Origin of the sequence: Microbacterium oleivorans (assembly GCF_013389665.1) — a bacterium.
In the GTDB taxonomy this organism is placed as follows: Bacteria; Actinomycetota; Actinomycetes; order Actinomycetales; family Microbacteriaceae; genus Microbacterium; species Microbacterium oleivorans_C.
Genome location: NZ_CP058316.1, coordinates 1,346,549 through 1,371,748, shown reverse-complemented (window position 1 = coordinate 1,371,748; position 25,200 = coordinate 1,346,549). Strand labels below are relative to the sequence as shown.

At 71.4% G+C, this 25,200-nt stretch carries 19 protein-coding genes; 8 read left to right on the top strand and 11 right to left on the bottom strand.

Annotated features, from left to right (window positions below; genetic code table 11):
* Window positions 1–86: 86 nt before the first annotated feature.
* From HW566_RS06580 to HW566_RS06560, 5 genes are read right to left on the bottom strand one after another with little or no spacing between them, the layout of a single operon-like run.
* The gene (locus HW566_RS06580) at window positions 87–2,123 is read right to left on the bottom strand and encodes a bifunctional aldolase/short-chain dehydrogenase (protein WP_178011425.1); all 2,037 of its coding nucleotides are present in this window, start codon (window positions 2,121–2,123) and stop codon (window positions 87–89) included.
* A 28-nt stretch (window positions 2,124–2,151) separates the two neighbouring features.
* Window positions 2,152–2,979 (bottom strand): alpha/beta hydrolase, encoded by an 828-nt coding sequence (locus HW566_RS06575; protein WP_178011423.1) that lies wholly within the window; start codon window positions 2,977–2,979, stop codon window positions 2,152–2,154.
* Window positions 2,976–4,301, bottom strand: a complete 1,326-nt coding sequence (locus HW566_RS06570) for an MFS transporter (RefSeq protein WP_218621656.1) — start codon at window positions 4,299–4,301, stop codon at window positions 2,976–2,978. The genes HW566_RS06575 and HW566_RS06570 overlap by 4 nt, the downstream gene beginning before the upstream one ends.
* A complete protein-coding gene (gene rhaI / locus HW566_RS06565) occupies window positions 4,298–5,464 on the bottom strand; it encodes an L-rhamnose isomerase (RefSeq protein ID WP_178011422.1) in 1,167 nt (388 codons plus the stop codon). The genes HW566_RS06570 and rhaI overlap by 4 nt, the downstream gene beginning before the upstream one ends.
* The gene (locus HW566_RS06560) at window positions 5,461–5,853 is read right to left on the bottom strand and encodes an L-rhamnose mutarotase (RefSeq protein ID WP_178011420.1); all 393 of its coding nucleotides are present in this window, start codon (window positions 5,851–5,853) and stop codon (window positions 5,461–5,463) included. Before HW566_RS06560 ends, rhaI begins: the two co-directional genes overlap by 4 nt.
* Window positions 5,854–6,001: 148 nt before the next feature.
* Between HW566_RS06560 and HW566_RS06555 the strand changes: the two genes are divergently transcribed.
* The gene (locus tag HW566_RS06555) at window positions 6,002–7,009 is read left to right on the top strand and encodes a LacI family DNA-binding transcriptional regulator (protein ID WP_178011418.1); all 1,008 of its coding nucleotides are present in this window, start codon (window positions 6,002–6,004) and stop codon (window positions 7,007–7,009) included.
* Between the two features lie 17 nt (window positions 7,010–7,026).
* On the opposite strand, the gene HW566_RS06550 is transcribed toward HW566_RS06555, so the two are convergent.
* The gene (locus HW566_RS06550) at window positions 7,027–9,882 is read right to left on the bottom strand and encodes an FAD-binding and (Fe-S)-binding domain-containing protein (protein ID WP_256728905.1); all 2,856 of its coding nucleotides are present in this window, start codon (window positions 9,880–9,882) and stop codon (window positions 7,027–7,029) included.
* A 67-nt stretch (window positions 9,883–9,949) separates the two neighbouring features.
* Here HW566_RS06550 and HW566_RS06545 point away from each other — a divergent pair, with 67 nt between their 5' ends.
* Both HW566_RS06545 and HW566_RS06540 read left to right on the top strand, forming a co-directional pair.
* Complete coding sequence (locus HW566_RS06545) at window positions 9,950–10,924, top strand: aldo/keto reductase (protein ID WP_178011414.1); 975 nt, start codon at window positions 9,950–9,952, stop codon at window positions 10,922–10,924.
* Complete coding sequence (locus HW566_RS06540; protein ID WP_178011413.1) at window positions 10,921–13,986, top strand: glycoside hydrolase family 2 TIM barrel-domain containing protein; 3,066 nt, start codon at window positions 10,921–10,923, stop codon at window positions 13,984–13,986. Before HW566_RS06545 ends, HW566_RS06540 begins: the two co-directional genes overlap by 4 nt.
* A 21-nt stretch (window positions 13,987–14,007) precedes the next feature.
* Here HW566_RS06540 and HW566_RS06535 read toward each other — a convergent pair whose 3' ends face one another.
* Window positions 14,008–14,994: an aldo/keto reductase gene (locus tag HW566_RS06535; protein WP_178011411.1), complete on the bottom strand. Its 987-nt coding sequence runs from the start codon at window positions 14,992–14,994 to the stop codon at window positions 14,008–14,010.
* Window positions 14,995–15,139: 145 nt separating this feature from the next.
* Between HW566_RS06535 and HW566_RS06530 the strand changes: the two genes are divergently transcribed.
* Window positions 15,140–15,568: an A1S_2505 family phage non-structural protein gene (locus tag HW566_RS06530; RefSeq protein ID WP_218621655.1), complete on the top strand. Its 429-nt coding sequence runs from the start codon at window positions 15,140–15,142 to the stop codon at window positions 15,566–15,568.
* Window positions 15,569–15,583: 15 nt separating this feature from the next.
* Here HW566_RS06530 and HW566_RS06525 read toward each other — a convergent pair whose 3' ends face one another.
* Genes HW566_RS06525 through HW566_RS06515 form a run of 3 tightly spaced genes read right to left on the bottom strand, consistent with a single transcriptional unit; the run spans window position 15,584 to window position 20,143 of the window.
* Window positions 15,584–16,897, bottom strand: coding sequence for a four-carbon acid sugar kinase family protein (locus HW566_RS06525; protein WP_256728904.1), 1,314 nt, complete (start codon window positions 16,895–16,897; stop codon window positions 15,584–15,586).
* Entirely contained in the window at window positions 16,890–18,158 is a 1,269-nt protein-coding gene (locus HW566_RS06520) for a RuBisCO large subunit C-terminal-like domain-containing protein (RefSeq protein ID WP_256728903.1), read from the bottom strand. The genes HW566_RS06525 and HW566_RS06520 overlap by 8 nt, the downstream gene beginning before the upstream one ends.
* The gene (locus HW566_RS06515) at window positions 18,155–20,143 is read right to left on the bottom strand and encodes a glycoside hydrolase family 127 protein (protein ID WP_178011407.1); all 1,989 of its coding nucleotides are present in this window, start codon (window positions 20,141–20,143) and stop codon (window positions 18,155–18,157) included. The genes HW566_RS06520 and HW566_RS06515 overlap by 4 nt, the downstream gene beginning before the upstream one ends.
* 185 nt (window positions 20,144–20,328) lie before the next feature.
* On the opposite strand from HW566_RS06515, the gene HW566_RS06510 reads away from it, so the two are divergent.
* The 4 genes from HW566_RS06510 (at window position 20,329) to HW566_RS06495 (ending at window position 24,189) form a co-directional block, all read left to right on the top strand.
* Complete coding sequence (locus HW566_RS06510) at window positions 20,329–21,672, top strand: ABC transporter substrate-binding protein (protein WP_178011405.1); 1,344 nt, start codon at window positions 20,329–20,331, stop codon at window positions 21,670–21,672.
* A 66-nt stretch (window positions 21,673–21,738) separates the two neighbouring features.
* Window positions 21,739–22,620 (top strand): carbohydrate ABC transporter permease, encoded by an 882-nt coding sequence (locus tag HW566_RS06505; RefSeq protein ID WP_178011403.1) that lies wholly within the window; start codon window positions 21,739–21,741, stop codon window positions 22,618–22,620.
* Between the two features lies 1 nt (window position 22,621).
* A complete protein-coding gene (locus tag HW566_RS06500) occupies window positions 22,622–23,539 on the top strand; it encodes a carbohydrate ABC transporter permease (protein ID WP_178011401.1) in 918 nt (305 codons plus the stop codon).
* 5 nt (window positions 23,540–23,544) lie between these two features.
* Complete coding sequence (locus HW566_RS06495; RefSeq protein ID WP_178011399.1) at window positions 23,545–24,189, top strand: aspartate/glutamate racemase family protein; 645 nt, start codon at window positions 23,545–23,547, stop codon at window positions 24,187–24,189.
* A 25-nt stretch (window positions 24,190–24,214) separates the two neighbouring features.
* Here HW566_RS06495 and HW566_RS06490 read toward each other — a convergent pair whose 3' ends face one another.
* Window positions 24,215–25,183 (bottom strand): sugar-binding transcriptional regulator, encoded by a 969-nt coding sequence (locus HW566_RS06490; protein WP_178011397.1) that lies wholly within the window; start codon window positions 25,181–25,183, stop codon window positions 24,215–24,217.
* Window positions 25,184–25,200: the final 17 nt, after the last annotated feature.

Here is a 25,200-nt window from a genome sequence, read left to right as displayed (position 1 = left end):
CGATTGCACGGCCGCTCGCCGCGTGCACGGGATGTCGACGCGTGGATGGGGTGCACTCGGCGCGAAGCCGTGCGCTCGGCGCCGCGTCATCGCAGGAAGGCCGCGGCCACGCCGGAGTCGACGGGGATGTGCAGGCCCGTCGTGCGCGAGAGCTCGGGGCCGGTGAGGACGTACACCGCGTCGGCGACGTTCTCGGGCACGACCTCGCGCTTGAGGATCGTGCGGTTGGCGTAGAACTGGCCGAGGTCCTTCTCGTCGACGCCGTAGGTCGCGGCGCGGTTGGCGCCCCAGCCGGCGGCGAAGATGCCCGAGCCGCGCACGACGCCGTCGGGGTTGATGCCGTTGACCCGCACGCCGTGCTCGCCGAGCTCGACCGCGAGCAGTCGCACCTGGTGGGCCTGATCGGCCTTCGTCGCCGAGTACGCGATGTTGTTCGGGCCCGCGAAGACGGAGTTCTTCGACGAGATGTAGATCACGTCGCCGCCGAGCTTCTGCTCGATGAGCGCTTTCGCCGCGGCCTTCGACACGAGGAACGAGCCCTTGGCCATCACGTCGTGCTGCAGGTCCCAGTCCTTCTCGGTGGTCTCGAGCAGCGGCTTGGAGAGCGAAAGCCCGGCGTTGTTGACGACGAGGTCGATGCCGCCGAAGGCGAGGAGGGTCGCGTCGATCGCGGCCTGGACGCCCGCGGCGTCGGCGACGTTGGCCGCGACGCCGATGGCGACGTCGGTGCCGCCGAGCTCGGCCGCCGCGGCCTGCGCCTTCTCGAGGTCGAGGTCGGCGACGACGACGCACGCGCCCTCGGCCGCGAGACGGGTGGCGATGGCCTTGCCGATGCCGGATGCCGCCCCCGTGACGAAGGCGATGCGTCCCTGGTGGGACTTCGGCTTCGGCATCCGCTGCAGCTTCGCCTCCTCGAGCGCCCAGTACTCGATGCGGAACTTCTCGGCGTCCGAGATCGGCGCGTAGGTCGACAGCGCCTCGGCGCCGCGCATGACGTTGATGGCGTTGACGTAGAACTCGCCCGCGACGCGCGCGGTCTGCTTGTTCGCACCGTACGAGAACATCCCCACGCCCGGAACGAGGACGATCAGCGGATCGGCGCCGCGGATGGCGGGGGAGCCGGCGTCGGCGTGGGCGTCATAGTACGCCTGGTAGTCCGCGCGGTAGGCGGCGTGCAGCTCGTGGAGCCGGGCGATCTGCTCGTCGACCGAGGCCGTGGCCGGCAGATCGAGGATGAGGGGCTTGACCTTGGTCCGCAGGAAGTGGTCGGGGCAGCTCGTGCCGAGCTCTGCGAGGGCGGCCGCCTTCTCGGACGCGAGGAAGTCGAGCACCACGTCCGAGTCGGTGTAGTGGCCGACCATCGGCCTGTCGGTCGAGGCGATGCCGCGGACCGTCGCGGCGAGGGCGGCGGCGCGGGCGCGGCGCTCGTCGCCGGGCAGAGCCGTGAAACCGGCGCGGATGCCGCCGAACGGGTCGGCCGCGCCGTGCTCGTCGATGTAGCGCTGCGCCGTCTCGATGATCCACAGGCTGTTCGCCTCGGCCTCGTCGGAGGTGTCGCCCCACGCCGTGATGCCGTGCCCGCCGAGGATGCATCCGATCGCCTGCGGATTCTGCGCCTTGATCTCGGCGATGTCGAGGCCGAGCTGGAAGCCGGGACGGCGCCACGGCACCCACACGACCTTCTCGCCGAAGATCGCCGGGGTCAGCTGTTCGCCGTCGGCGGCGGTCGCGATGGCGATGCCGGCGTCCGGGTGCAGGTGGTCGACGTGGGCGGCGTCGACGAGGCCGTGCATCGCGGTGTCGATCGAGGGTGCTGCGCCGCCCTTGCCGTGCAGGCAGTAGTCGAACGCGGCGACCATCTCGTCCTCGCGCTCCAGGCCCGGGTAGACGTCGACGAGCGCGCGCATCCGATCGAGACGGAGCACCGCCAGGCCTTCCGGCTTGAGCGTTCCGAGGTCGCCGCCCGAGCCCTTCACCCACAGCAGCTCGACCGGCTCGCCGGTGACGGGGTCGATGTCGGTGCCCTTGGCGGAGGTGTTGCCTCCGGCGTAGTTGGTGTTCTTCGGGTCGGAGCCCAGGCGGTTGCTGCGCGCGATGAGGTCGGCGGCTGCGGCGGAGGTCATGGCTTTCCTTCGGGACGGGTGCGGGAGGTCAGGATGCGGTCGGGGCGGAGGCGGTCAGAGCGTCGAGCCGGTCGGCGATGCGGCCGATCGACGCGTCTGCGCCGGGAAGCTCGGGCCGGTTGAGGTGGCCGTGGTCGGTGCCGGGCTCGACGACGAGGTCGATGGGGCGTCCGGCCGAGCGCAGCGTGGCGGCGAAGACCTCGCCCGAGACGCTGAGCTCGTCGATCTCGCTGTTGATCATGAGGACCGGAGGGAACTGCGCGAGCTCGGCGGCGGACGCGAGTGCGGGCACGGCGGCGATCGGGGCTCCGATGACCGAGGTGCCCAGGTAGTTCTCGTACATCGTGCGCACGACGTCGGTCCCGAAGCGATCGTGCTCCGGGTGGGCGTCGAGGGCGGCGCGGAGCGCGAGGCCCGGAGCCGGCTGCACCGCGAGCAGCGTCGGGTACGCCAGGACGACGAGCTCGGGCAGCGCGCGCTCGGCGGCGATCAGGCGCAGCGTCGCACCGGCGGCCAGGTTCGCGCCGGCGCTCGCGCCGCCGATCGCGAGTCGGTCGACGCCCCACCGTTCGGCGTTGTCGCGGGTCCATTCCCAGGCGCGGAGCACATCGTCGGATGCCGCGGGGTAGCGGTTGTCGCTGCCGCCGACGGCCGCCAGGCGGTAGTCCACCGAGACGACGGTCGTGCCGCGCGCGGCGAGGCCGCGTGCGACGGCATCCGATTCGGGCATGTCGAGGTCGCCGTGGGCGAAGCCGCCGCCGTGCATCCAGACGAGGCCGCCACCGGTCGGCTGGGCCGCCGGGTACACGCGCACGAGACCGTCGGCTGCCGCGACCGGCTCCGGCGCCGCGCTCATCGCCCGCCCCGAGCGGCCGGAGCGGGCTCGCGTCGGCCGTAGCGCTCGACCTCGATGTCCTCGAGCGACTTGCCCTCGGTGTCGGGCGCCCAGATCGTTCCGATGAGCAGCGCCGCCACGAGCAGGCCCAGGATGATGACTCCGAGCCCGGCGAGGCCGAGCCCCGACAGGAGCACGGGGAAGACGAGGCTGAGCAGGCCCACCATGACACGGGCGAGCATGAAGAGCACGCCCTGGGCGCTCGCGCGGTAGCGGGTGGCGAACAGCTCGGCGGTCCACAGGCCGTAGAAGGCCTGGGCGCCGATACCGGCCGATACGCCCCACGCGACCGCGAAGAACAGCAGCGAGAACAGTCCCGGCGGGGCGTAGATCAGCACGGCCCACGCCACGACGCCGAGCGTCGCTCCGGCGAGGTACAGCCACTTGCGGCGCACCCGGTCGCCGTAGCGCATGAAGCCGAAGTAGGTCGCGGCCGCCGTCAGGCTCCACACCAGCACCTGCAGGAGGTTCTGCTGCATCGGGTCGTGGAGGCCGGCGGCGTCGTAGACGCGGGGCTGGAAGATGCCGGCCTGGCCGGCGACGGTGTTCCACAGGCCGTAGACGCCGATGAGGAAGGCCAGCGCGCCCCAGTTCTTCGGCTGGGTGAGCAGGCCGACGATCCCCGAGAAGAACGACGGGCGGGTGCCGGCGGCCACCGAGGCCTCGCGCTCGGTCTTCCAGCGGCGCGACTCGGGCAGGCCGCGACGCACCCACCAGGTGACGGCGGCGATCACGAAGAGATGGAAGAAGATCAGCCGGGAACCGAGCAGGCCGAGCGGGCCGACGACGACGGCGAGCAGGAAGCCCACCGCGGGGCCGATCGACCACGCCAGCTGCGCCGTCCCGACGTGGGCCGCGCGGTGCTCGTTCGGCGCCTCCTCGGCGATGTAGGTCCACGAGGCGGGCACTCCGGCGCCCACCGCGACACCCATGAGGATCACCCCGATCAGCAGCACGGCGAGGTTCGGCGCGAACGTCACGGCCAGCGCGCCGATCATGAAGACGATGAGGTCGTAGGTGTAGATGAACTTCCGGCCGAGGCGGTCGCACAGCGGCCCGCCGATGGCCGCGCCCAACGCAGCTCCGAACGCGTTGGCGGACAGCGCCGCCACGATGCCGACGACGCCGTCGTCGAAGCCGAACGCCTCCTGCCAGAGCGTGAGGCTCGTGGCGAGGGCGATGATGGCCCCCGCCTCGATGTAGTTCGACATCGCGACCGCGATGGTCGCCTTCCACGCGCTGAGCGGTCGGCGCGCGGGACGTGCGGAGGCGGCGCTGCTCATGCGCCCCAGCCGGCCTGGGTGCCGCCGACGCGCTCGGCCTCGATCTTCTGCTGGTAGCCGGATGCCGCGTACGCGGCCATCGGGTCGGCGGGCAGGCCGCGCGACTCTCGCCACTCGGCGAGGGCCGGGCGGACGTCGGTGTAGAAGGCGTCCATGAACACGGCCTGCGCTCCCAGCACGTCGTTCGCGGTGCGAGCGGCGGCGAGGGCGTCGCCGTCGATGAGCAGCGCGCGCGCCGTCATCTCCTGCACGTTCAGGACCGAACGGATCTGCCCCGGGATCTTCGCCTCGATGTTGTGGCACTGGTCGAGCATGAACACCACGTCGGGGTTGTCGAAGCCGCCCCCGCGCAGCACCTCGACGAGGATGCGGAACAGCTGGAACGGGTCGGCTGCGCCGACGATGAGGTCGTCGTCGGCGTAGAAGCGCGAGTTGAAGTCGAACGAGCCGAGCTTGCCGAGGCGCAGCAGCTGCATGACGATGAACTCGATGTTCGTGCCGGGGGCGTGGTGGCCGGTGTCGAGGCACACCATCGCGCGCTCGCCGAGGGCGGCGACCTGCACGTAGCTCGTGCCCCAGTCGGGAACGTCGGTGTGGTAGAACGACGGCTCGAAGAACTTGTACTCGAGCACCAGGCGCTGCTCGCCCGTGAGGCGCGCGTAGATCTGCTGGAGCGAGTCGGCGAGGCGGTCCTGGCGGGCGCGCATGTCGTTCTGGCCGGGGTAGTTCGACCCCTCGGCCAGCCAGATCTTCAGGTCGCGCGAGCCGGTGGCGTCCATGACGTCGACGCACTCGAGGTGGTGGTCGATCGCCTTGCGGCGGATCGCGTCGTCTTCGTGGGTGAGGGCGCCGAACTTGTAGTCCTCGTCCTGGAAGGTGTTCGAGTTGATGGTGCCCAGGGCCACGCCGAGGTCTTCGGCGTGGGCGCGGAGCGCGCTGTAGTCCTGGACCTTGTCCCACGGGATGTGCAGCGCGACCGACGGGGCGAGTCCGGTGACGCGGTTCACCTCGGCCGCGTCGGCGATCTTCTCGAACGGGTCGCGGGGAGTCCCCGCGGTCGGGAAGACCCGGAAGCGGGTGCCGGAGTTTCCGAACGCCCAGCTGGGGAGTTCGATGCCCTGGCGCTCGAGCCGGGCGAAGTCGTCGGGGGAGAGTGCGCTCACGATGCGTCGTCGCTTTCGTCGGTGGTGGGGGTGGATGCGGCCGATGCGGCCAGCTGGTCGTGCAGGTTGAAGACCTCGGTCAGCGCGGTGGCGGCCTGATCGGGCCGGCCCGCGAGGCCCACGAAGAAGCGCGCCATCTCGGCCTCCCATCGGGCGGCGACCGGGGAGGCGGCGAGGTAGGCCTGCGCCGCCGCGTCGTCGTCGACCTCGTAGTAGCCGATGAGGCGACCGCCCTCGGCGAGGAAGAGGGAGTAGCTGCGGCGTCCGGACGCGGCGATCTCGGCGAGCATCTCGGGCCACACGGGCGTGTGACGCCGGATGTACTCGTCGAGCAGTTCGGGGCGGACCTGCAGCGAGAAGCAGACCCGCTGGGTAGACGCGCTCGTCATCGAGGCTCCTCGTCGGTTGCCGACGACGCGGTCGGCAGGTGAACAGTGAATCGTTTCATGAGCGTAGCGGGTTCTCACGCGACGCACAACCGGCAAGCGCTTACCGATTTCTCGGCGCGCGAAGCCGCCGCGCGCTACGGTGGACCGCATGGCAGTGAGCGTGCGGGATGTCGCGGTCGCGGCATCCGTGTCGGTGGGGACGGTCTCGAACGTCCTCAACAACCCGACGCGCGTCTCGCCCGAGATGGTCGTGCGCGTGCAGCAGGCGATCGCCGACCTCGGTTTCGTGCGCAACGACGCGGCGCGTCAGCTGCGCGCGGGGCGCAGCAGGTCGATCGGCCTCGTCGTGCTCGACATCGGCAACCCGTTCTTCGCCGAGGTCGCCCGCGGCGCCGAGACGCGCGCCGCCGAGAGCGGGATGGCCGTGCTGCTGAGCGCGAGCGACGAGAATCCCGCCCGCGAGTCCGCCCACCTCGACCTCTTCCGCGAGCAGCGTGTCAACGGCGTGCTCGTCACCCCCGCCGGCGACGACCTCGACAAGCTCCGCGCCCTGCAGACGGGCGGCGTGCCGGTCGTGCTCGTGGACCGCGAGGTCGCCGACGGCACCTTCGCGTCGGTCGCCGTCGACGACGTCGAGGGCGGGTACCTGGCGGTCGCGCACCTGCTCGCCCGCGGTCGCCGCCGGATCGCCTTCGTCCGCGGACCGGTGTCGATCCGTCAGGTGGCCGATCGCCTCGAGGGTGCCCGTCGAGCCGTCGCCGAGGTCGCGGACGCCTCGCTCGAAGAGGTCGCCGTGCCGGCGCTGTCGGTGCTGCACGGTCGCGCGGCCGGTGAGGCGCTGCGCGAGCGCGACGAGCGCGCACGCGTGGATGCCGTGTTCGCGGCGAACGACCTCCTCGCCGTCGGCGTGCTGCAGGCGTTCTCGGTGCTGGGCCGGGTACGGGTGCCGGGCGACGTCGCCCTCATCGGCTACGACGACATCGACTTCGCCTCGGCCACGGTCGTGCCGCTGAGCTCCATCCGCCAGCCCGCCCACGAGATCGGCTACCGCGCGGTCGATCTGCTCCTCAAGGGACTCGACGCCCCCGACGGCGACCACGAGCGCCAGGTGCGGTTCCGCCCGCAGCTCATCGTCCGCGACTCCACCGGCGGCTGATCCGGCGCCCGGCGTCGTCACGGACGCGTGGCCTCCTCGAGCAGCTCGAGCACGTGGCGGTACGGAGCTCCCGTCGCGCGGGTCATGCCCAGCTCGCACGTGCGGTTGCACGACGCGTGGGCTTCGGCGCCCAGGGCGACCACCTCGGCCGCCTCGGCTGCGGTGGCCGAGGCGGTCAGCTCGGGATGCAGCATCCCGCGGTCGCCCGCGTAGGCGCAGCAGCCCCAGGCGTCGGGCACCACGACCTCCCGCGCCACGCTCGCGGCGAGCGAGCGCAGGGCGGGGTCGAGTCCGAGCTGCGCCGACGAGCACGTGGGATGCAGCGCGAGGGTGGCGATCCGCGGCGCCGGCAGCGCGAGGCGGGGGAGCAGCTCGCGCTGCGCGAACGCGACGGCGTCCTCGACGCGCACGCTCACGCCCGCGTCGGAGAGGAGATGGACGAAGCCCTCGGTGCAGCTCGAGGCGTCCGTCACGACCGTCAGCACGCCGTCTCGACTCGCCGATCGCACGGCCGCGACGACGCGTGACGACATGACCTCGCGCCCGGGGGCGTGGCCCTTCGATGTCCACGGCGTGCTGCAGCACAGCCCGTCGACGCCGTTCGGCACCACGAGCGCCACGCCGGCACGCTCGGCCAGCCGGCGGAAGGCCTCGGTCGCCCCGATGCCCGGGCCCGCGCCGGTGGCGGTTCCGGTGTCGGCCGGGCCGAACATCGTGTTCACGCACGCCGGGAGGAACACCGCGGCGGGCTCGGCGCCCGATGGGCCGACGTGCGACCCGAGACGGCCCCGGGCGCGTCCGCCTCGGGGGAGGTCGGCGTCGTACCGGGGCAGCGTGTCGGCTCCCACGACGGCGCGACCGACATCGGTGACCGCGGTGACGGCGGCCGCGGGAACCCGATCCGCCACGCTCAGGGCGGTCGACGCCGCCCGTGTCACGGCGCCCCAGCCGCGCGCGGCGCCCGCCCAGGCCGCGTCGGCGCCGGGGCTCGCCCCTTCGCGCCGCAGTCGCTTGACGAGGGAGCCGGTGTTGATCAGCACCGGACACGCCGTCTGGCACATGCCGTCGACGGCACAGGTGTCGATGCCCGCGTAGTCGTAATCCCGCTCGAGCTCGGCCACGAGCGGTCCGTCGCCGGCGGCTTCCGCCCGCGCGATCGCGCGCCGCGCCACGATCCGCTGGCGCGGCGTGAGGGTGAGGTCCTTGCTCGGACAGACGGGTTCGCAGTAGCCGCACTCGACGCAGCGATCGACCTCGGCCTCGACCGTCTCGGCGAGCTTGATGTTCTTCAGGTGGGCTGCGGGGTCGTCGTCGATGATCACGCCCGGATTCAGGATGCCGGCGGGGTCGCACAGCCGCTTGAGCTGCATCATCACGTCGTAGAGCTCGTCGCCGTACTGGCGCCGCACGTAGGGCGCCATCACGCGCCCGGTGCCGTGCTCGGCCTTGAGGTTGCCGCCCGCGGCGAGCACCAGGTCGACCATGGCCTCGGTGAAGCCCGCGTAGCGCGCCAGCTGGTCGTCGGTCTCGAACCGGTCGGTCAGCATGAAGTGGATGTTGCCGTCCTTGGCGTGGCCGAAGATCACGCTGTCGCGGTAGTCGTAGCGCGCGAACAGCTCCTGCAGCGCCCCGCAGGTCGTCGCGAGGGCGGGGACGGGGACGACGATGTCCTCGAGCAGGGCCGTCGTACCGCTCGGTCGTGCTCCGGCCACCGAGGCGTAGAGGCCCTTGCGGAGCTTCCACGCGGCCGCGCGAGCGGCGACGTCGCTCGACAGCGCGGCCGGGGCGAGGAGGGGCTGCGCGGCGAGGAGCCGAGCCCCGCCCGCGATGAGCGCATCGAGCTCGTCGTCGGAGCCGGCGTGGTACTCGATGAGCAGTGCCGCGTGGTCCTCGACGGTGAACCCTCGGATGGCGTCGGGTGCATCGCGCAGGCCTTGACCGACGCGGAGGCTGGTGGCGTCCATGAGCTCGAGCGTGGCCGCGCCGCCGTCGACGAGGTCGGGCAGGGCGCGGGTGGCCGCCTCGAGGTCGCGGAAGACCGCGAGGGTGGTCGCGATGCGCGGGCGGATCGCAACGGTGCGGTAGGTGGCCTCGGCGACGAAGGCGAGCGTGCCCTCGCTGCCGACGAGGAGGTGGGCGAGCAGCTCGGCGGGGGAGTCGTGGTCGAGGAAGGCGTTGACGCCGTAGCCCATCGTGTTCTTCATCGAGAAGGAGCGTTCGATGATCGCGACGCTCGCCGGGTTCGAGATCACCCGGCGTCGGAGTCGTTCGAGGCCGGCGACGAGGTCGGGCTCGGCCGCGCGGAGCCGGGCGTCGGCGTCGGGCGCGGCGGTGTCGACGACGGTGCCGGAGGGGAGCACGAAGACGAGGGACTCGAGGGTGCGATAGGTGTTCTCGACGGTGCCGCACGCCATACCGCTGGAGTTGTTGCTGACGACCCCGCCGATCGTGCAGGCCGCTTCGCTGGCCGGGTCGGGGCCCAGGCGGTACCCGTGGCGGGCGAGGCGCGTGTTCACCTGGCGCACCGTGGCACCGGGCTGCGCACGGACGCGTCGGCCGCCGTCGAGCACGTCGACGCGCCGGAACCCGCGGCGCACGTCGACCAGCAGCCCGTCGGTCGCGCTCTGCCCGGACAGGCTCGTGCCGCCGGAGCGGAAGGTCACCGGCATCCGCCGCTCCGAGGCCGCGCGCAGCAGACGTGCGACCGCGTCGGCGTCGTCGGCCGTCGCGATCGCGCTCGGGGTGAGGAGCACGTGCGACGCGTCGGAGGCCTGAGCGACGCGGTCGAGCGCCCGCGTCGACACCGATCCGGCGTCGCCGAGCGCCGCCGTCAGCGCCGAGACGTCCGGATCGGACAGAGGGTGGGCCAGCATGGGAGTCGCCATCGTTGTCCCCGATCAGTAGGATGACATCGCATTCATTATAGAATGGATATTCACCATGCGGCAGAGCAGCCCAGACCAGAACACCCCGCACCCGCGCGTTCTCGGAGACACCGGCATCCCCGTCGGCGACATCACGGTCGGCACCTCCGGACTCGGCAGGGACACCGCGCCCGGCTCCGTCGAGGAGCAGACCGCGGTCGGGCACGCCCGCGCGTTCCTCACCGGTCCCTTCCCCGTCGTCGACACCTCGAACGAGTACGCGGGTGGTCGCTCGGAGGCGGTGCTCGGCATCGCCCGGGCCGAGGTGGCCGACGAGCCCGCCGCCCGCATCGCGACGAAGGTCGACCGCGACCCCGAGACCGGACGCTTCGACCGCGACCGCGTCCTGCGCTCGTACGAAGAGAGCCTGGCCCGGCTGGGCCTCGACCGGGTCGAGGTGCTGCACCTGCACGACCCCTACTCCGTCACCTTCTCCGAGGCCACCGCCCCCGGTGGGGCGCTGGCCGGCCTGCGGGAGTTGAAGGAGGCCGGCGCCGTGGACGCCATCGGCATCGCCGCCGGCCCCATCGCCCTGATGACGGCCTACGTCGAGACCGACCTGTTCGATGTCGTGCTCTCGCACAACCGCTTCACCCTCGTCGACCAGAGCGCCGCACCCCTGTTCGCGGCGGCCCGCAGCCGCGGCATGGGGGTGTTCAATGCCGCGCCCTTCGGTGCCGGCATCCTCGCGCACGGAGCGCGCGAGGGCGCCAGCTACGGCTACCGGCCCGCGCCCCCCGAGCTCATCGACTGGGTCGCCCGCGCCGAGCACGTCTGCGCCGCGCACGCGGTGCCGCTGCGCGCGGTCGCCCTGCACTTCTCGCTGCGCTCGCCGCTCGTGGACTCCACGATCGTCGGCGTGTCGTCCACGGAGCGCCTGCGGCAGCTGGTCGAGCTGCGCGACACAGAGATCCCCGAGGGGATCTGGGCCGAGCTCGAGGCGCTCGGGCCCGCCCCCACCACCATCGACGATCCGGAGGACATCGGGTGAACTACTGGGAGAGCACGGAGCCGAGCGCCGGATGCCGCGCCCCGCGCGCGGACGCGCGCACCGACGCACCCACCCTCGACCTTTCCGGTCGGTGGCGGTTCCGGCTCTCCCCGACGGCTCTCGGCACGGGGGAGGCCTTCGTCTCCGACGACTTCGACGACGGCGACTGGGATGAGATCCGGGTACCCGCCCACTGGGTGCTCGAGGAGGTCACCCCCCTCGCGGGCGGTCCCGCCCGGTCGCTGCGCGGCACCGCGGAGGGGCCGTTGTACACGAACACCGCCTATCCCATCCCGCTCGATCCGCCCCGCGTCGCGTCGGAGAACCCCACCGGCGACTACCGCCTCGAGTTCGAGGTCCCGGCGGGTTTCGAGCGTGCCGTCCTCCGGTTCCAGGGCGTCGACTCGTGCGCGAAGGTGTGGCTCAACGGGGTGGAGCTCGGCTGGTCGGGGGGCAGCCGGCTCCCCTTCGAGTTCGACGCCCCGACGCGGCCCGGGCGGAACGTCCTGGCGGTGCGGGTGCACCGCTGGTCGAGCGGCACCTACCTCGAGGACCAGGACATGTGGTGGCTGCCGGGCATCTTCCGCGAGGTCGAGCTGATCGCCCGACCCGACGAGGCCGTCGACGATCACTTCGTGCACGCCGATTACGCCCACGCCACCGGGCTCGGCACGCTGCGCGTCGAGGCCTCCGCCGACGGCGTCGTGGAGATCCCCGAGCTCGGCATCCGCATGCCCGTGGGGCACACGGCATCGGTCCCGGTCGAGCCGTGGAGCGCCGAGACGCCCCGCCTGTACCGCGGCACGCTGAGCTCGGGCGGGGAGCGGGTCGACCTCGCGGTCGGGTTCCGCCACGTCGAGATCGTCGACGGCGTCTTCACCGTGAACGGGCGGGCGGTCACGTTCCGCGGCGTGAACCGCCACGAGCACCACCCCGACACCGGCCGCACGCTCGATCGTGCCACGATGGTGCGCGACATCGTCATGATGAAGCAGGCGAACATCGACGCCGTCCGCACGAGCCACTACCCGCCGCATCCCGAGTTCCTGCGCCTGTGCGACGAGTACGGCCTGTGGGTCGTGGCCGAGTGCGACCTCGAGACGCACGGGTTCATCTACGCGGGCTGGGAGGGCAACCCCCCGGCCGAGCCGGCGTGGCGGGGAGCGCTCATGGACCGCCTGCGCCGCACCGTCGAGCGCGACAAGAACCACCCGAGCATCGTGGTCTGGTCGCTCGCGAACGAGAGCTGGGTGGGCGAGACCTTCGGCGAGATGCGCCGCTGGCTCGACCAGCGCGACCCCTCGCGGGCCGTGCTCTACGAGCGCGACCCCAGCTACCGCGACTCGGACTTCTACTCGCTGATGTACCCCTCGCTCGAGCTGCTCGATCAGATCGGCCGCCGCGAGGAGCCGCGGGGCGGGCGCCTGGGCATGCACGGCCTCGTGTTCGACGCCTCGGGTCGGGACGCGGATGCCGCCGCACCCGCGACTCCGCCGGCGGCGTCGCGCCCGGGGGAGGTCACCGACGCCGACGACGAACGCCGCCGCGGCCTGCCCTTCCTGCTGGTGGAGTACGCGCACGCGCAGGGCAACGGCCCGGGCTCGCTGCAGGACTACTGGCGCATCATCCGCGCCCACGACCGGCTCTGCGGGGCCTTCGTGTGGGAGTGGATCGATCACGGCCTCTCGGCGGCGACCCCCGACGGCATCCCGTTCGTGATGCACGGCGACGACGTCGACTACGAACCGCGCGGCGGCCGCTTCAGCCTGCACGGGCTCGTCTTCAGCGACCGGACGCCCACGCCCGGCCTCGTCGAGCTCGCGAAGGCGCATGCGCCGCTGCTCATCTCGATCGACGACGACGGCGTCGACATCGTCAACGAGAGGCACAGCGCCGACACCGCCGACATCGCCTGGCGATGGATCATCGAGGTCGACGGGCTCGAGACGGACTCGGGGGCGTGGGAGGTGCCGCTCATCGCGGCGGGCGATGCGGTGCGGATGCCGTCGCCCGCGCCCTCGCTCGGTCCGTCGGGCGAGGGCGCCCCGCCGCGCATCCTGACCATCGAGGCCGCGCTCGCGGACGCCACGTCGTGGGCCGAGGCCGGACACGTCATCGCCTGGGCGCAGCACGAACTCGTCACATCCGTCGCGCCCGCGCTCACGCGCCACACCGTCGAGACCTCCGCCACGGCTCAGCCGGCGAGCGGGACCGCAGCCCCGGATGCCGGTGGGATCCGCATCGGCCCAGGCGTCTTCGACGCCGACACCGGTCGGCTCCGGCGACTGGGCGATCTCGAGATCGACGGACCGTGGCTCGATCCGCATCGCGCGCCGACCGAGAACGACCACGGGCAGGGCGATCTCAACGATCTCGCCGCGGTGTGGCGCAAGACGGGGATGAACCGCATGCAGCACCGCGTCGACGAGATCGCCGTCGACGCCGGCATCCTGCGGGTCCGCGGCCGAACCGCGCCGTCGACCCACCCGCACGGCCTGCTGTGGACGATGCTCTGGCGCGCCGACGGCGACGGACTCGCACTCGATGTCGCCGTCGACTTCGACGGGTCGTGGGACGACACCCCGTACCTGCATCGCGACATCTGGCTGCCCCGGATGGGCCTGCTGTTCTCGCTGCCGGGCGGCGCCGACCGGGTGGAGTGGTTCGGTCGTGGGCCGGGTGAGACCTACGTCGACTCCTTCGAGGGCTCGCGGCTGGGCCGGTTCGCCCGGACCGTCGATGCGCTGCAGACCTCGTACCCGGTGCCGCAGGAGAACGGCAACCACATCGCGACGCGGTGGCTCCGCATCGGAGGCGACGCGGCGCCGGCCCTCCGCGTGGAGGGGCGTCCCGTGTTCGACTTCACGGCGCGGCGGTGGACCTCGCTCGACCTCGAACGGGCCGACAAACCCCACGAACTGCGCGACACCGGCCGGGTGTGGCTCAACCTCGACGCCGGTCAGCAGGGTATCGGCTCGGCATCGGTCGGTCCGGCGCTTCCCGAGCAGTACCGCCTGCGCCGGGAGCGCACGGAGTGGTCGCTGCGCCTGTCGGCGGGCTGACCGCCCCGTGCGCTGCCGGGTCTACCAGGCGTAGGCTTCGGGCGCCTGCCCGCCGGGGCCGGGGAACATCTCATCGAGCGCCGCCAGGTCGTCTGCGCTCAGGGAGATGTCGAGCGCCGACACCGCGGACTCGAGCTGCTGCACCGTACGCGGACCGACGATGGGGCCCGTGACGCCGGGCTGGTGCAAGAGCCAGGCGAGACCGAGCGCGGAGGGAGTCCATCCGCGCTCCCTCGCGAAGGACTCGTACGCGTCGAGTTGGGCTCCCCGCTCCTCGCGCTGCGATCTGATGCCCTCGGCCGCCGAACGTGCTTCGGCATCCTTCGATCCGCCGCTCAGGAGGCCGCCCGCGAGAGGCGACCAGGGGAGGATGCCGAGGCCGTAGCTCTGCGCGGCGGGGATGACCTCGAGCTCGATCGAACGCTGCGTCAGGTTGTACAGCGACTGCTCGCTGACCAGACCGAGGAAGTGTCGCTGCGCCGCGATCTCGTTCGCCTGCGCGATGTTCCACGCCGCGAAGTTCGAGCTGCCGGTGTAGACCACCTCACCGCCTGCGACGAGCACCTCCATCGACTGCCAGAGCTCGTGCCAGGAGATGTGCCGGTCGATGTGGTGGAACTGATAGAGGTCGATGCGGTCCGTCTGCAGCCGGCGCAGGGAGGCGATGGCCTCGCGCCGCACCTGCCACGCCGATGCTCCGCGGGCGTTGACGACGCTGCCGCCGCCGTCGCGGTCTCGCATGGGCGAGTGCACCTTGGTCGCCAGGACGAGGTCGTCCCTCACGCCGGGCCGCGCCGTCAACCACCGGCCGATGATCTCCTCCGTGGCGCCGCGTCCGCTCGCACCCCCGTAGGCGTTGGCGGTGTCGAAGAAGTTGATGCCGAGCTCCAGCGCCCGGTCCATGATGGCGAACGCATCCTCCTCGGAGGTGCGGTCGCCGAAATTCATCGTGCCGAGCACGATCCGGGAGACGGAGGTGCCGGTTCGTCCGAGCTGCTCATAGTCCATGGGCGACATCGTCACACGGAGCAGGCGTGTCGGCGACGGGATTGCGCGAACAGCCGAAAGGGCGCAGGGAGTGCCCGCGGGACCTGTCGGTGCGCGGACCCGGGCGCTACGGTGGGTCGACCGGGCGACCGACGAGGGGAGCGGCATGAGCACCGCGAAGATCATCACCGAGCTCGCGGGCCACGAGGTGTTCGTCTTCGGATCCAACGCGGCGGGTGCGCATGGCGCGGGGGCCGCGCGTGCGGCGTACGAGAGGTTCGGGGCGGTCTGGGGTGAGGGGCACGGTCACCACGGGCAGAGCTACGCGATCGACACGATGAGCGGCGCCGATGCGCTCGCCACCGGTGTCTCGCGCTTCTGCGAGTACGCGGCGGCGCATCCGGACCTGACGTTCCTCGTCACCGAGATCGGGTGCGGCATCGCGGGCTACGTGCCCGATGAGGTGGCGCCGCTGTTCGTCGGTGCCCCGGTCAACGTCGAGTTGCCGGAATCGTTCGAGCGCATCGTCGGCCCGGGCGCGCGGGCGGGCGGTGCGAACCGGGCGGGGCGCCGCCGCGATACACCGGAACGCTGACCCGGCCCGGGTGCGTCAGCGGGCGAGGTCCCGGACACGTTCGAAGAGGTCGTCGTCGCCGACCTGGCCACCCTTGAGCAACAGCTCCAGGCCGTCGACCGCCGGGTCGTCGGCGTGGGCGCGCAGCAGCACGACGTTGCTCCACGGGTTCGCGGCGATCGACAGCGAACGCGCGCCGAGTAGCGCCGTCACGCGGCTCGACGTGTCGCCGCCGCACACGATCACCCGCCGCGTCGCCCCCGCTCGGGCCGCGCTGAGCACGACGGATGCGGCGGCTGCAGCGATCGTCTCGAGCAGCGCATCGCCGGCCCCCGTCCCTGCGTCGCCCGTTTCGAGGGCATCGTCCGAGGTCAGCGCGACGCTCCGACCGGACGCGAGCGCGGTCAGCACGTCGTCGACGGTGTCGTGCGCGCCGAGCCCCAGCGGGCGCACCAGCCAGCCGGCGGCGTCGGCCGCGTCAGCCTGCCGGCGGGTGGTGGGCGATCTGCTGCCGGACACGACGAGCACCGGGCCGGTCGCGGTCGACCCCGTTGGGATCGGCTCCGCATCGCGGCGACCCGTGGCACTCAGCCCCCAGCTGAGGCCGCCCGAGCCGATGGCGAAGACCGGACCGTCGACCGAGGCAGCGAGGTGGGCGATCGCCGCACCGACCACCTCGAGGTGAGAGGCGTCGAGCGCGTCGAGAACGACCCCGGCGGCCGAGCTGCCCTCGAGCGCGGCTGCCAGCTCGGGGGGAGAGGTGTACGCCGGGAAGGCGAGGGACGCGATCGGCAGGTGGGTCTGACGCCCGAGGTGCACCGCGAGATCGGACTCCGTCATGGGCGTCGCCGGGTGGGTCGACATCGTCGGCTGGCGATCGAGGCGGTAGACGGTGCCGCGCTCGGCGGCGAAATGATGTCCGAAGGCCGTGTACCTCCCGAAGTCCGGCTGCGCGAACAGCAGCGGAACCGGAACCGCCGTGCCGCCGGCATCCGCGACGACCGACCGGCCGACCTCGATCACCCGGCCGAGACTGCCGATCTCGGGTGAGGAATCCGCGGTCGAGCACGCCTTGTACTGCAAGACGGCGGGATGCAACGACGCCAGCTGCGCGAGCGCCGGACGCAGCTCGGACTCGAGCTCGTCAGGGCGCAGCGAACGTGCGATCCCGGCGATGCCGACGACGTCGCTCGTTGCCGCGGCATCCGCCAGGTCGTCGGCGGAGGGGGTGCCGACGAACAGCCGGCCGCTCCATCCGTTGCGGGCGAACTGCAGCAGGGCGTCGACGCTGCCGGTGAAGTCGTCGCCGTAGAACGCCGCGGCGATCGATGCACCGCGGACATCAGACACGGACCGGACCGAACCTCTCCGCCGCGCGTCGGAGCGCGGACGATGATGCATAGGCGGCGTCGACGTGCTCGCCCCGCTCGGCCGACGCCCATGCCTCGCGCATGCTCGCGACGCCTGCGGCGGCTCCGTCGGGGTGCCCGTGGATGCCTCCCCCGGACAGTACCAGCAGGTCGGTCGAGCCGACCGCGGCGTAGGTCGCATGCGCGAGCCCGGCCCACTGGCCCGACGAGAGCACCGGCACCGTCGGGGTGAGGCCCAGCAGGGGCGTGCGCACGGCCTCGATCGAGTCGAGCACCTGGGCGTCGGATTCGTAGAACTTGTTGCTGATGCCGTTGGTGTGCAGGTGATCGGCGCCCGACAGGCGCGCCAGCTGCTGCCAGGCGCGGAAGGCGATGCCGACCTGCTCGCTGCGGGCGACGGCGCCGAGCATCGCGCGGTGTCCGTGGATCGGCACCTCGGCGTGGCCGCGCAGGAACTCCAGCCCCGCGAGGCCGACCATGTTGATGCAGGCCATGACGCACGTCCCGCCGTGGCGGACGACGAGATCGTGGTTGGCTTCGAGGCGCCCGAGGTCATCGGTGATGTTGAACGCGTACATGGGCTTGCGTCCCGTGCGGTCCGCGTAGCGCTCGAGCACCGGCATGACAGCCTTCACGCGGGCCTCCAGCGGCGTGTACGGGTTGTTGCCCTGCAGCTCGTCGTCCTTGATGAAGTCGATGCCCGCCTCGGCGAGCTCGCCCACCACCTCGGCGAGGTCTTCAGCCGCGAGGCCGATGCTCGGCTTGATGATCGTGCCGATCATCGCGCCCTCGCTCCGGCCCATGAGCTGCCGCGTCCCGGCGACGCCGAACTGCGGCCCGGCGTACCGGTCGGCGAAGGCCGGCGGCAGGTCGAGGTCGACGAGACGGATCGCCGCGAGCTCCTTGAGCTCGAACAGGTTTCCCGCGACGGCGGCGAGCAGATTCGGCAGCGATGGGCCGAAGTTGTCGAGCGGAAAGCGCAGCCGCAGCCGCGCCCGTCGGCGCTCGTTCGGATCGCCGACCGTGCCCGGCAGGGGCGACGCGCCCGTGAGGGGCAGCTCCTCGATGCTCTCGACCTGCGCGGCGAACCGCGCGCGCAGGTCGTCGGACTCGCGCTCGACGCGCACGAACGTCCCGGTGGACTGTTCCCCCGCCAGCACCTCGGCGGCGTGCGCGAGGGGGAGTGAGGTCTCGATGATGTACGTCGCGATGACGGATGCCGCAGCCATGGTCGCGCTCACCAGACCAACGGCAGCCACACCGACATCTCGCCGGGGCCGCGATTGCCCCACGCGAAATACGGGACGAGCCGCGCCGGGAGCGAACGCAGCGGTGCTTGCTCGAGGTCGCCGTAGAGCCCGGCGTCGGCGTCGAGGGGGAGGATCGTCACCTCGGTCTCGAGAGCGGTGAGTCGGGCGCCGTCGATCTCGATCTCCACCGGGGCGAAGGTGCCGCCGCGCCGGAGCGCGACCTGCTCCAGCAGCACGCCGTCCGGCAGGTCGGCGCTTTCGAGGGCGTAGACGACTGGGCCGCGCTGGACCGCGACCTGGTTGGTGAGCTCCTCGGCGAGGCGGTGGCCGCGCAGGACGCGCACCGGCATCGGGAGCGTCAGCTCGACCACGTCGCCGGCCGCCCACTCACGCTGGATGCGGGTGTAGGTCCCGGCGCCCGAGACCGGGACGGGCGTCCCGTTGACGGTGGCGACCGCCCCCGAGCACCAGCCCGGGATGCGCAGGTGCAGCGGGAGGGCGCCCGAGGCCGCGGCCACTGTGAAGGTCACGGTCTCGTGCCAGGGGTAGTCGCTGTCCTCGCGCAGCGCGAGCCGCCCGGCGTCGTCGGCGACGTCGATGTCGCTGCCGCCGTAGAGATGGACGAACAGGCCGTCGTCCGAGAGTGAGGCCGCGCGCTGGTGGAAGCTCGCCAGCGTGCGGGCGATGTTGGGCGGGCAGCAGAAGCACGACAGATAGCGCTCGCGGAGGCGCTCGTCCGAGGGTGGCGGCGGGGGGACGACGGCCTGTCCGGTGTCGCCGGGGCGGCGCAGGTCGTAGGGGAGGTCACGCACCTGTCGCAGGGCGTTGGTGTAGAAGTACTCCGAGCCGGCGAGGCTGACACTGCCGAGCAGGCTGTTGTAGGCGATCTGCTCGATCACGTCGGTGTACTTCGCGTCACCCGTGAGGGCGAGCATGCGCTCGCTCCAGAAGATCATGCCGATGTTCGCGCACGATTCGGCGTGGGCCGTGGTGTGCGGCAGCTGGAACGCCCGACCGTAGGCCTGGTGCACCCGGCTGATCTCGCTCTGCCACGGGTCGCCGTCCGGGGATGCGCCGTCGTAGAGGGCGCCGCAGCCGCCGGTGATGTAGAGCTTCGTGTCGACCACGTCGTGCCACAGCCGCTCGAGCACTCCGGTCAGCTCCTCGTCGCCGGTCTCGGCGACGAGGTCGGCCAGGCCCGCATAGAGGTAGTTGGCCCGCACGGCGTGCCCGGCCACGACGGTCTGGTCGCGCACCGCGATGCGGTCCTGATTGTCGTCGCCGCCCTCGTCGAAGGCGTCGCGGACGCGCACGAACGTCTCCGCCAGACGCAGGTACCGCTCGTCGTCCGTCGCGCGATACAGCTCGATCACGGCCATGTAGTGCGACGGGCAGATGGCGCTGCGGGCGAGTTCGAGCGGCTTCTGCGTCGCGAGGGTCTCGAGGAACGACGCGGCCTTCTTCGCGGCATCCAGCAGCGTCTCGCTGCCGGTGACCTGCCAGTGCCGCACGCCCGCCGTGATGAGGTGCCCGAGGTTGTAGGTCTCGAAGTTGAAGCGATCGGCCAGGGCGACGACGTCCTCGTCGTTGCGCTCCGCGATGACGGTGGGGGTGTGCAGGTAGCCGTCCGCGCGCTGGACCGAGGCGATCAGCTCGGCGATGCGCTGCAGGCGGTCGGCGAGTTCGTCGTCGGGGTCGGTCTCGAGGCGTGCCGTGGCTGCCTCGAACCATTTGTAGAAGTCGCCGTCCATGAAGGGCGGTCCGACGTGCGTGCCCGACTCGAGGCCCGCGGCGAGACGGAAGTTGCGCAGGCCCGGGCTGATCTCGGGATCGCTGAGGGAGTCCCAGATGCGGGGAACGGTGACGTCGCGGGTGCGATCGTGCACGGTCCCCCAGAAGCCGCGCGCCCAGCGGGCCTGCTCGGCGTCGAGCGGCCGCAGCTGTGCATGCGCGCGGAGCGCGGGGGTGACGGACATGGATCTTCCTTCCGAGGTGCGGTCCAGTCTCGTGCCGCCGCGACGGGGCGGCAAGCGAGCCTGCTCACCCGATTCAGCCACAAAGTGAATAGAATTTCAACCCCGACTGTTGACACACGTCGGGTTCGTCCCTACTGTCATCGGTGTACCCGCACCTTTGCATGGTCGTCGTCAAGGAGGACGCTATGAACATCCGCAGCCCGCGGCGCAGCATGATCGTGACCGGTCTCGCGCTCGCCTCAATCGCCTCGCTCGCCGCCTGCGCCGGCGGCGGCGCCCCGGCCGCTTCCGGCGGCGGTGAGGATGCCGGGAGCTTCTCCGGCACCGACCCCGAGACGTTCACCGTCCTCACGGCCAACGAGAACCCGACCCTCGAGGCGCAGCTGGACGCGCTCGCAGCGGATCAGTGCAAGGCCGAGAACGAAGCCCTTCCGCTCGTCCACGAGAAGACGGCGCAGGCCGACACCGTGCAGAAGGTCACCCTGCTGGCCAGCCAGGACGCCCTCCCGGCGCACTTCATCGCCGGAACCGCGATGGTGCGGCCCGACGGCGATCTGGGCGTCGCCGAGCTGGTGCTCGACTACGAGGAGTTCCTGACCGAGGCCGGCGCGTGGGACAACATCCTGCCCGCTGCGTCCTCGACGGTGAACAACGTCTACGGCCAGATGGTCTCGCTGCCCTACCAGTACAACCTCGAGGGCATCTGGTACAACAAGGCCGCCTTCGCCGAGGCCGGGCTCGAGGAGCCGCAGACCTTCGACGAGCTGACCGCCGCGAGCGAGAAGCTCGCCGCCGCCGGCTACCAGCCGTTCGCCCAGGCGGGTTCGCAGGGATGGCCGCTGACCCGCCTCATGGGCATGTACATCTTCCGCAACGTCGGTCCGGAGGCGATGACCGACATCCGTGACGGCAACGCCAAGCTGACCGACCCGGAGTACGTCGCCGGTGCGCAGGCGCTGCAGGACATGGCCGAGGAGGGCTTCTTCGGCGACGGCTTCAACTCCGTCGAGCCGGATGCCGCCACCGCGGCCTTCCTCACCGGCAAGGCCGCCATGAAGTACGACGGCACCTGGCTGCTGAGCAACATCAACGACGAGGAGCAGAACCAGATCGGCGCCGAGAACGTCGGCTTCATGCCGTTCCCGGCCGTCGACGGCGGTGCCGGGACGATCGACCAGTGGCCCGCCAACGCGGGGACGGCCATGGCCGCCAACCCCAAGCTCGCCGGGCCGAAGGTCGCGGACTGGTTCTCGTGCATCGCCGAGAACTACGGGCAGCAGGCGCTGCAGGACGCCGGCGTGCTGTCGGGCTTCAAGGTCAACGGCGAGGTCACCGACGTTCCCGAGACCACGGCCTTCGTGCAGGACAAGATCTCGGAGATCTCCGAGACCGTGCTGTGGTTCGAGGCTCTGCTGGACGCGAAGTCGAACTCGCTCGCATCGACCAACGTCACGCTGCTGACCACGGGGCAGATGACCCCCGAGCAGTACATGGCCGACCTCCAGGCCAGCGTCGAAGCCAACGGCTGATGTTCCCGGGCCCGGCCCCCGTCCGCGGGTGCCGGGCCCCCTCATGATTCCGGAAGGACGGCGCCGATGAACCGCGTCTACGGGGACCGCAAGACGATCCTCATCCTCCTCATCCCGCCCCTCGCCATCTACGTCCTGCTCAAGGTCGTTCCGGTGCTGTGGTCGCTGGGGCTCTCGTTCTTCCAGGGCAACACCCTGCGCGGGTTCGAGTTCGTCGGGTTCGACAACTTCACGACCTTCGCCACCGACGGCGCCGCGCTGCAGTCGCTGTGGGTCACGATCGGCTTCGCCCTGATCGCGACCGTGTCTCAGGTGACGTTCGGGTACCTGCTCGCGCTGCTGTACGTGTTCGTGCTGCGCAAGGGATCGGCGTTCGTGCGCACCGCGGTGTTCTTCCCCATGGTGCTGCCCACCGTCGCCGTGGCCCTGCTGTTCCGCAGTTTCGTGGCCGTGGGCGACAACCAGGGGCCTGTCAACGACGTCATCAACTTCTTCGGCGGCAGCAGCGTGGAGTTCATGGCCTCGACGGCCGGAACCATGGCCACCGCCATCGTCATGACGCTGTGGAGCTCGATGGGCTTCTACGCCGTGCTGCTGTACACGGGGCTCCTCGACATCCCCGACGAGATCATCGAATCGGCTCGCCTCGACGGCGCGGGCGGCCTGCGGCTGGTGCGGAACATCATCGTGCCGCTGTCGGCGCCGATCCTGCTCTCCTCGATCATCTTCAGCCTCAACTCCACGCTCAAGGTGTTCGACAGCCTGCTCGCCCTCAACGGCGGCGGCCCGGGGACCTCGACCTCGCCGCTGACCCTGTACATGTACCGCACCGCGTTCGAGTACGCCGAGTACGGCTACGGCAGCACGATCGCGCTCGTGCTGACCCTGCTGTGCCTCGTGTTCACGCTGACCGTGTTCCGCTCCTCGAGCAAGCGCGTGGAGGACTGAGATGACCGCCACCCAGACCCTGACCCAGGCTCGACCCCGGTCGCGCAAGGTCGCCGCCCCCGGCTCCGCGCCGAGCGCGGCGCGCCGCATCCGCCGCTCCCTGCGCCGCATCCCGGTGTGGCTGGTGGTGACGGTGCTGCTGATCGTCGTGATGTATCCGCAGCTGTGGATGATCCTCGGATCCTTCAAGACCCAGACGGAGTTCTTCGAGAACCCGACCTGGGCGCTGCCGGAGACCTGGACGCTCGACAACTACGTCTCGGCGCTGACCCGGGGCAACGTCGGCATCAACTACCGCAACAGCCTGCTGGTGACCATCCCCTCGGTGGCGCTGATCATCCTCCTGGGCGTGGCCGCGGGCTACGTGCTCGAGGTCATGATCTGGAAGGGCCGCCGCACGGTGCTGCTGTTCATCCTCGCCGGCATCATGGTGCCCGGGCAGATGATCCTCGTGCCGCTGTTCACCGTCTACTTCCGGGCGGGGCTGACCAACTCGCTCTGGCCGCTGATCCTGACCTACACGGCGATGGGCATCCCGCTGACGACGTTCCTCATGGCGGCGTACTTCCGATCCGTGCCGCGCGAGATATTCGAGGCGGCCACGATGGACGGCTCGAGCCCGCTGCGGTCCTTCTTCGTCATCGCGCTGCCGCTGATGAAGAACTCGATGCTCACGATCGGGCTCGTCCAGTTCTTCAGCGTCTTCAACGACCTGCTGATCGCGCTGACCTTCACGACCAAGCCCGACCTCGCTACCATCCAGGTGGGTCTGCTGAGCCTGTCCGACGAATACGGGTCGACGCAGTACGGGCCGCTGTTCGCGGCGATCAGCGTCAACATCATCGTTCTGCTCGTCGTGTTCGTGTTCTTGAACAAGAAGATCATGGCCGGCCTGGCGGCCGGATCGCTGAAGGGATGAGCCCGATGACGCGCATCGCGTTCCTGCACACCGGAGCGGTCAACATCGCCCCGTTCGGCGAGCTGGCCGGGGAGCTGCTGCCGGGTGCGGTGGTGGTGAACTATCTCGACGACAAGATCGTCGCCGACCTGCGCGACCCGCAGCGCTCGGCATCCGTTCCCGGCCGCGTCGATGCGCTCGTGCAGGCGGCGGCGTCCGGCGGCGCGGATGCGGTGATGTTCACGTGCTCGTCGATCTCGGAGCTCGCCGCCCCCGCCGGCGCCGCAGCGGGCATCCCGGTGCTGCGGGTGGACGAGGCGATGGCCGACGCGGCCGTTCGTGCGGGCCGTCGGGTGCGGGTGCTCGCGACGCTCTCGACGACCAGCCGGCCGACGATCGGCCTGCTCCGCGAGCGCGCCGCCCTGGCGGGTCTCGAGCCCGAGATCACCGACGAGGTCATCGACGGGGCCTTCGAGGCCGTGGCGTCCGGTGATCGCGCCACCCACGACCGTCTCGTCGGCGCCGCCATCGAGCGCGCCGCCGCCGAGGTCGACGTCATCGTGCTGGCGCAGGCCTCGATGGCCGGCGCCGCCGATGCGGTCTCGGTCGCGGTCCCGGTGCTCACCAGCCCGCGGCTGGGCGTCGAGCGCCTCGCGGCCGCGCTGACCTGAGCCGACGGAGCGAACCCGTCGACGATCAGTCCGCGAGGTTCTCGGCCGTGCGCAGATCGGTGACCAGGGTCGTGACCCAGTCCCCGGCGAGGGCCCCGCGGATCGCCTCGAGCTTGCGCGGGCCGCCGGCGATGCCGACACGGCGGGGGATGCGGTGCAGGTCGTCGACGGGGATCGCGATGATGCGGTCGTCGATGTCGCCGCGCACGAGGCTGCCGTCGGCTCGGAAGATCCGGTGGCAGATGTCGCCGACGGCGCCCGCGGCCAGCAGCGGCGATCGCTCCTCGTCCGTGAACGCGTTGCCGCTGGTGGCGAGCACGTCGGAGGGCTCGACGCTGCCGATGCCCATGATCGCCATGGTCAGCTCGCGCCACCGACGCGTGACGTCCTGCATCGAGGCTCCCGACAGCAGGCTGTCGCGGATGTCGGGTCCCGCGACGATGCCGGGCGCGGGAACGTAGACCGGCTCGGCGCCGAGCATGCGGGCGAGCTCGCCCAGGATGCGGTTGGAGTGGCTCTGCGCCTCGGCCGCGCCCATGCCGCCCAGCAGCTGCACGACCTCGGTGGCCCCCCGGGTGGGCAGCGGCCGCATCCGATCGACCATCGCGAGGATGGTCTGGCTCCACGACGAGACGCCGATGCGGTCGGTGCCCGAGAGGGTCGCCTCGAGGTAGGCGGCGGCGCCCGCTCCGATCGAGGCGAGGGTCTCGGCCTCGTCGGCCTCGGGGTCGACGTCGACGACGACGACGTCGGTCAGCCCGTACGCGGTCTCGAGGCGCTCCTCGAGCTCGGTGTAGACGCCCGGCGCGACCGTGACGATCGTGCGGACGATCCCGACCGCCTCGGCGCGCTTGAGCAGGCGCGACACCTTCGCCTGCGAGATGTTGAGCGCCTGGGCGATGTCGGCTTGCCGCGCACCCCGCTCGTGGTACATCCGAGCGATCTTCGTCATCAAGCGCACCTGCCCGTCGTGCGGACGGGTGTAGCGGCTCATCGACACGCGTGCTCCGT

Bases quoted from the DNA above. Each gene is read 5' to 3' on its own strand.
- HW566_RS06500 (WP_178011401.1), top strand. From the start codon at position 22,622: ATGACCGCCACCCAGACCCTGACCCAGGCTCGACCCCGGTCGCGCAAG.
- HW566_RS06490 (WP_178011397.1), bottom strand. From the start codon at position 25,183: ATGAGCCGCTACACCCGTCCGCACGACGGGCAGGTGCGCTTGATGACG.
- HW566_RS06535 (WP_178011411.1), bottom strand. From the start codon at position 14,994: ATGGACTATGAGCAGCTCGGACGAACCGGCACCTCCGTCTCCCGGATC.
- HW566_RS06575 (WP_178011423.1), bottom strand. From the start codon at position 2,979: ATGAGCGCGGCGCCGGAGCCGGTCGCGGCAGCCGACGGTCTCGTGCGC.
- HW566_RS06570 (WP_218621656.1), bottom strand. From the start codon at position 4,301: ATGAGCAGCGCCGCCTCCGCACGTCCCGCGCGCCGACCGCTCAGCGCG.
- HW566_RS06515 (WP_178011407.1), bottom strand. From the start codon at position 20,143: ATGTCCGTCACCCCCGCGCTCCGCGCGCATGCACAGCTGCGGCCGCTC.
- HW566_RS06560 (WP_178011420.1), bottom strand. From the start codon at position 5,853: ATGACGAGCGCGTCTACCCAGCGGGTCTGCTTCTCGCTGCAGGTCCGC.
- HW566_RS06505 (WP_178011403.1), top strand. From the start codon at position 21,739: ATGAACCGCGTCTACGGGGACCGCAAGACGATCCTCATCCTCCTCATC.
- HW566_RS06550 (WP_256728905.1), bottom strand. From the start codon at position 9,882: ATGCTGGCCCACCCTCTGTCCGATCCGGACGTCTCGGCGCTGACGGCG.
- HW566_RS06530 (WP_218621655.1), top strand. From the start codon at position 15,140: ATGAGCACCGCGAAGATCATCACCGAGCTCGCGGGCCACGAGGTGTTC.
- HW566_RS06545 (WP_178011414.1), top strand. From the start codon at position 9,950: ATGCGGCAGAGCAGCCCAGACCAGAACACCCCGCACCCGCGCGTTCTC.
- HW566_RS06495 (WP_178011399.1), top strand. From the start codon at position 23,545: ATGACGCGCATCGCGTTCCTGCACACCGGAGCGGTCAACATCGCCCCG.
- HW566_RS06510 (WP_178011405.1), top strand. From the start codon at position 20,329: ATGAACATCCGCAGCCCGCGGCGCAGCATGATCGTGACCGGTCTCGCG.
- HW566_RS06555 (WP_178011418.1), top strand. From the start codon at position 6,002: ATGGCAGTGAGCGTGCGGGATGTCGCGGTCGCGGCATCCGTGTCGGTG.
- HW566_RS06580 (WP_178011425.1), bottom strand. From the start codon at position 2,123: ATGACCTCCGCCGCAGCCGCCGACCTCATCGCGCGCAGCAACCGCCTG.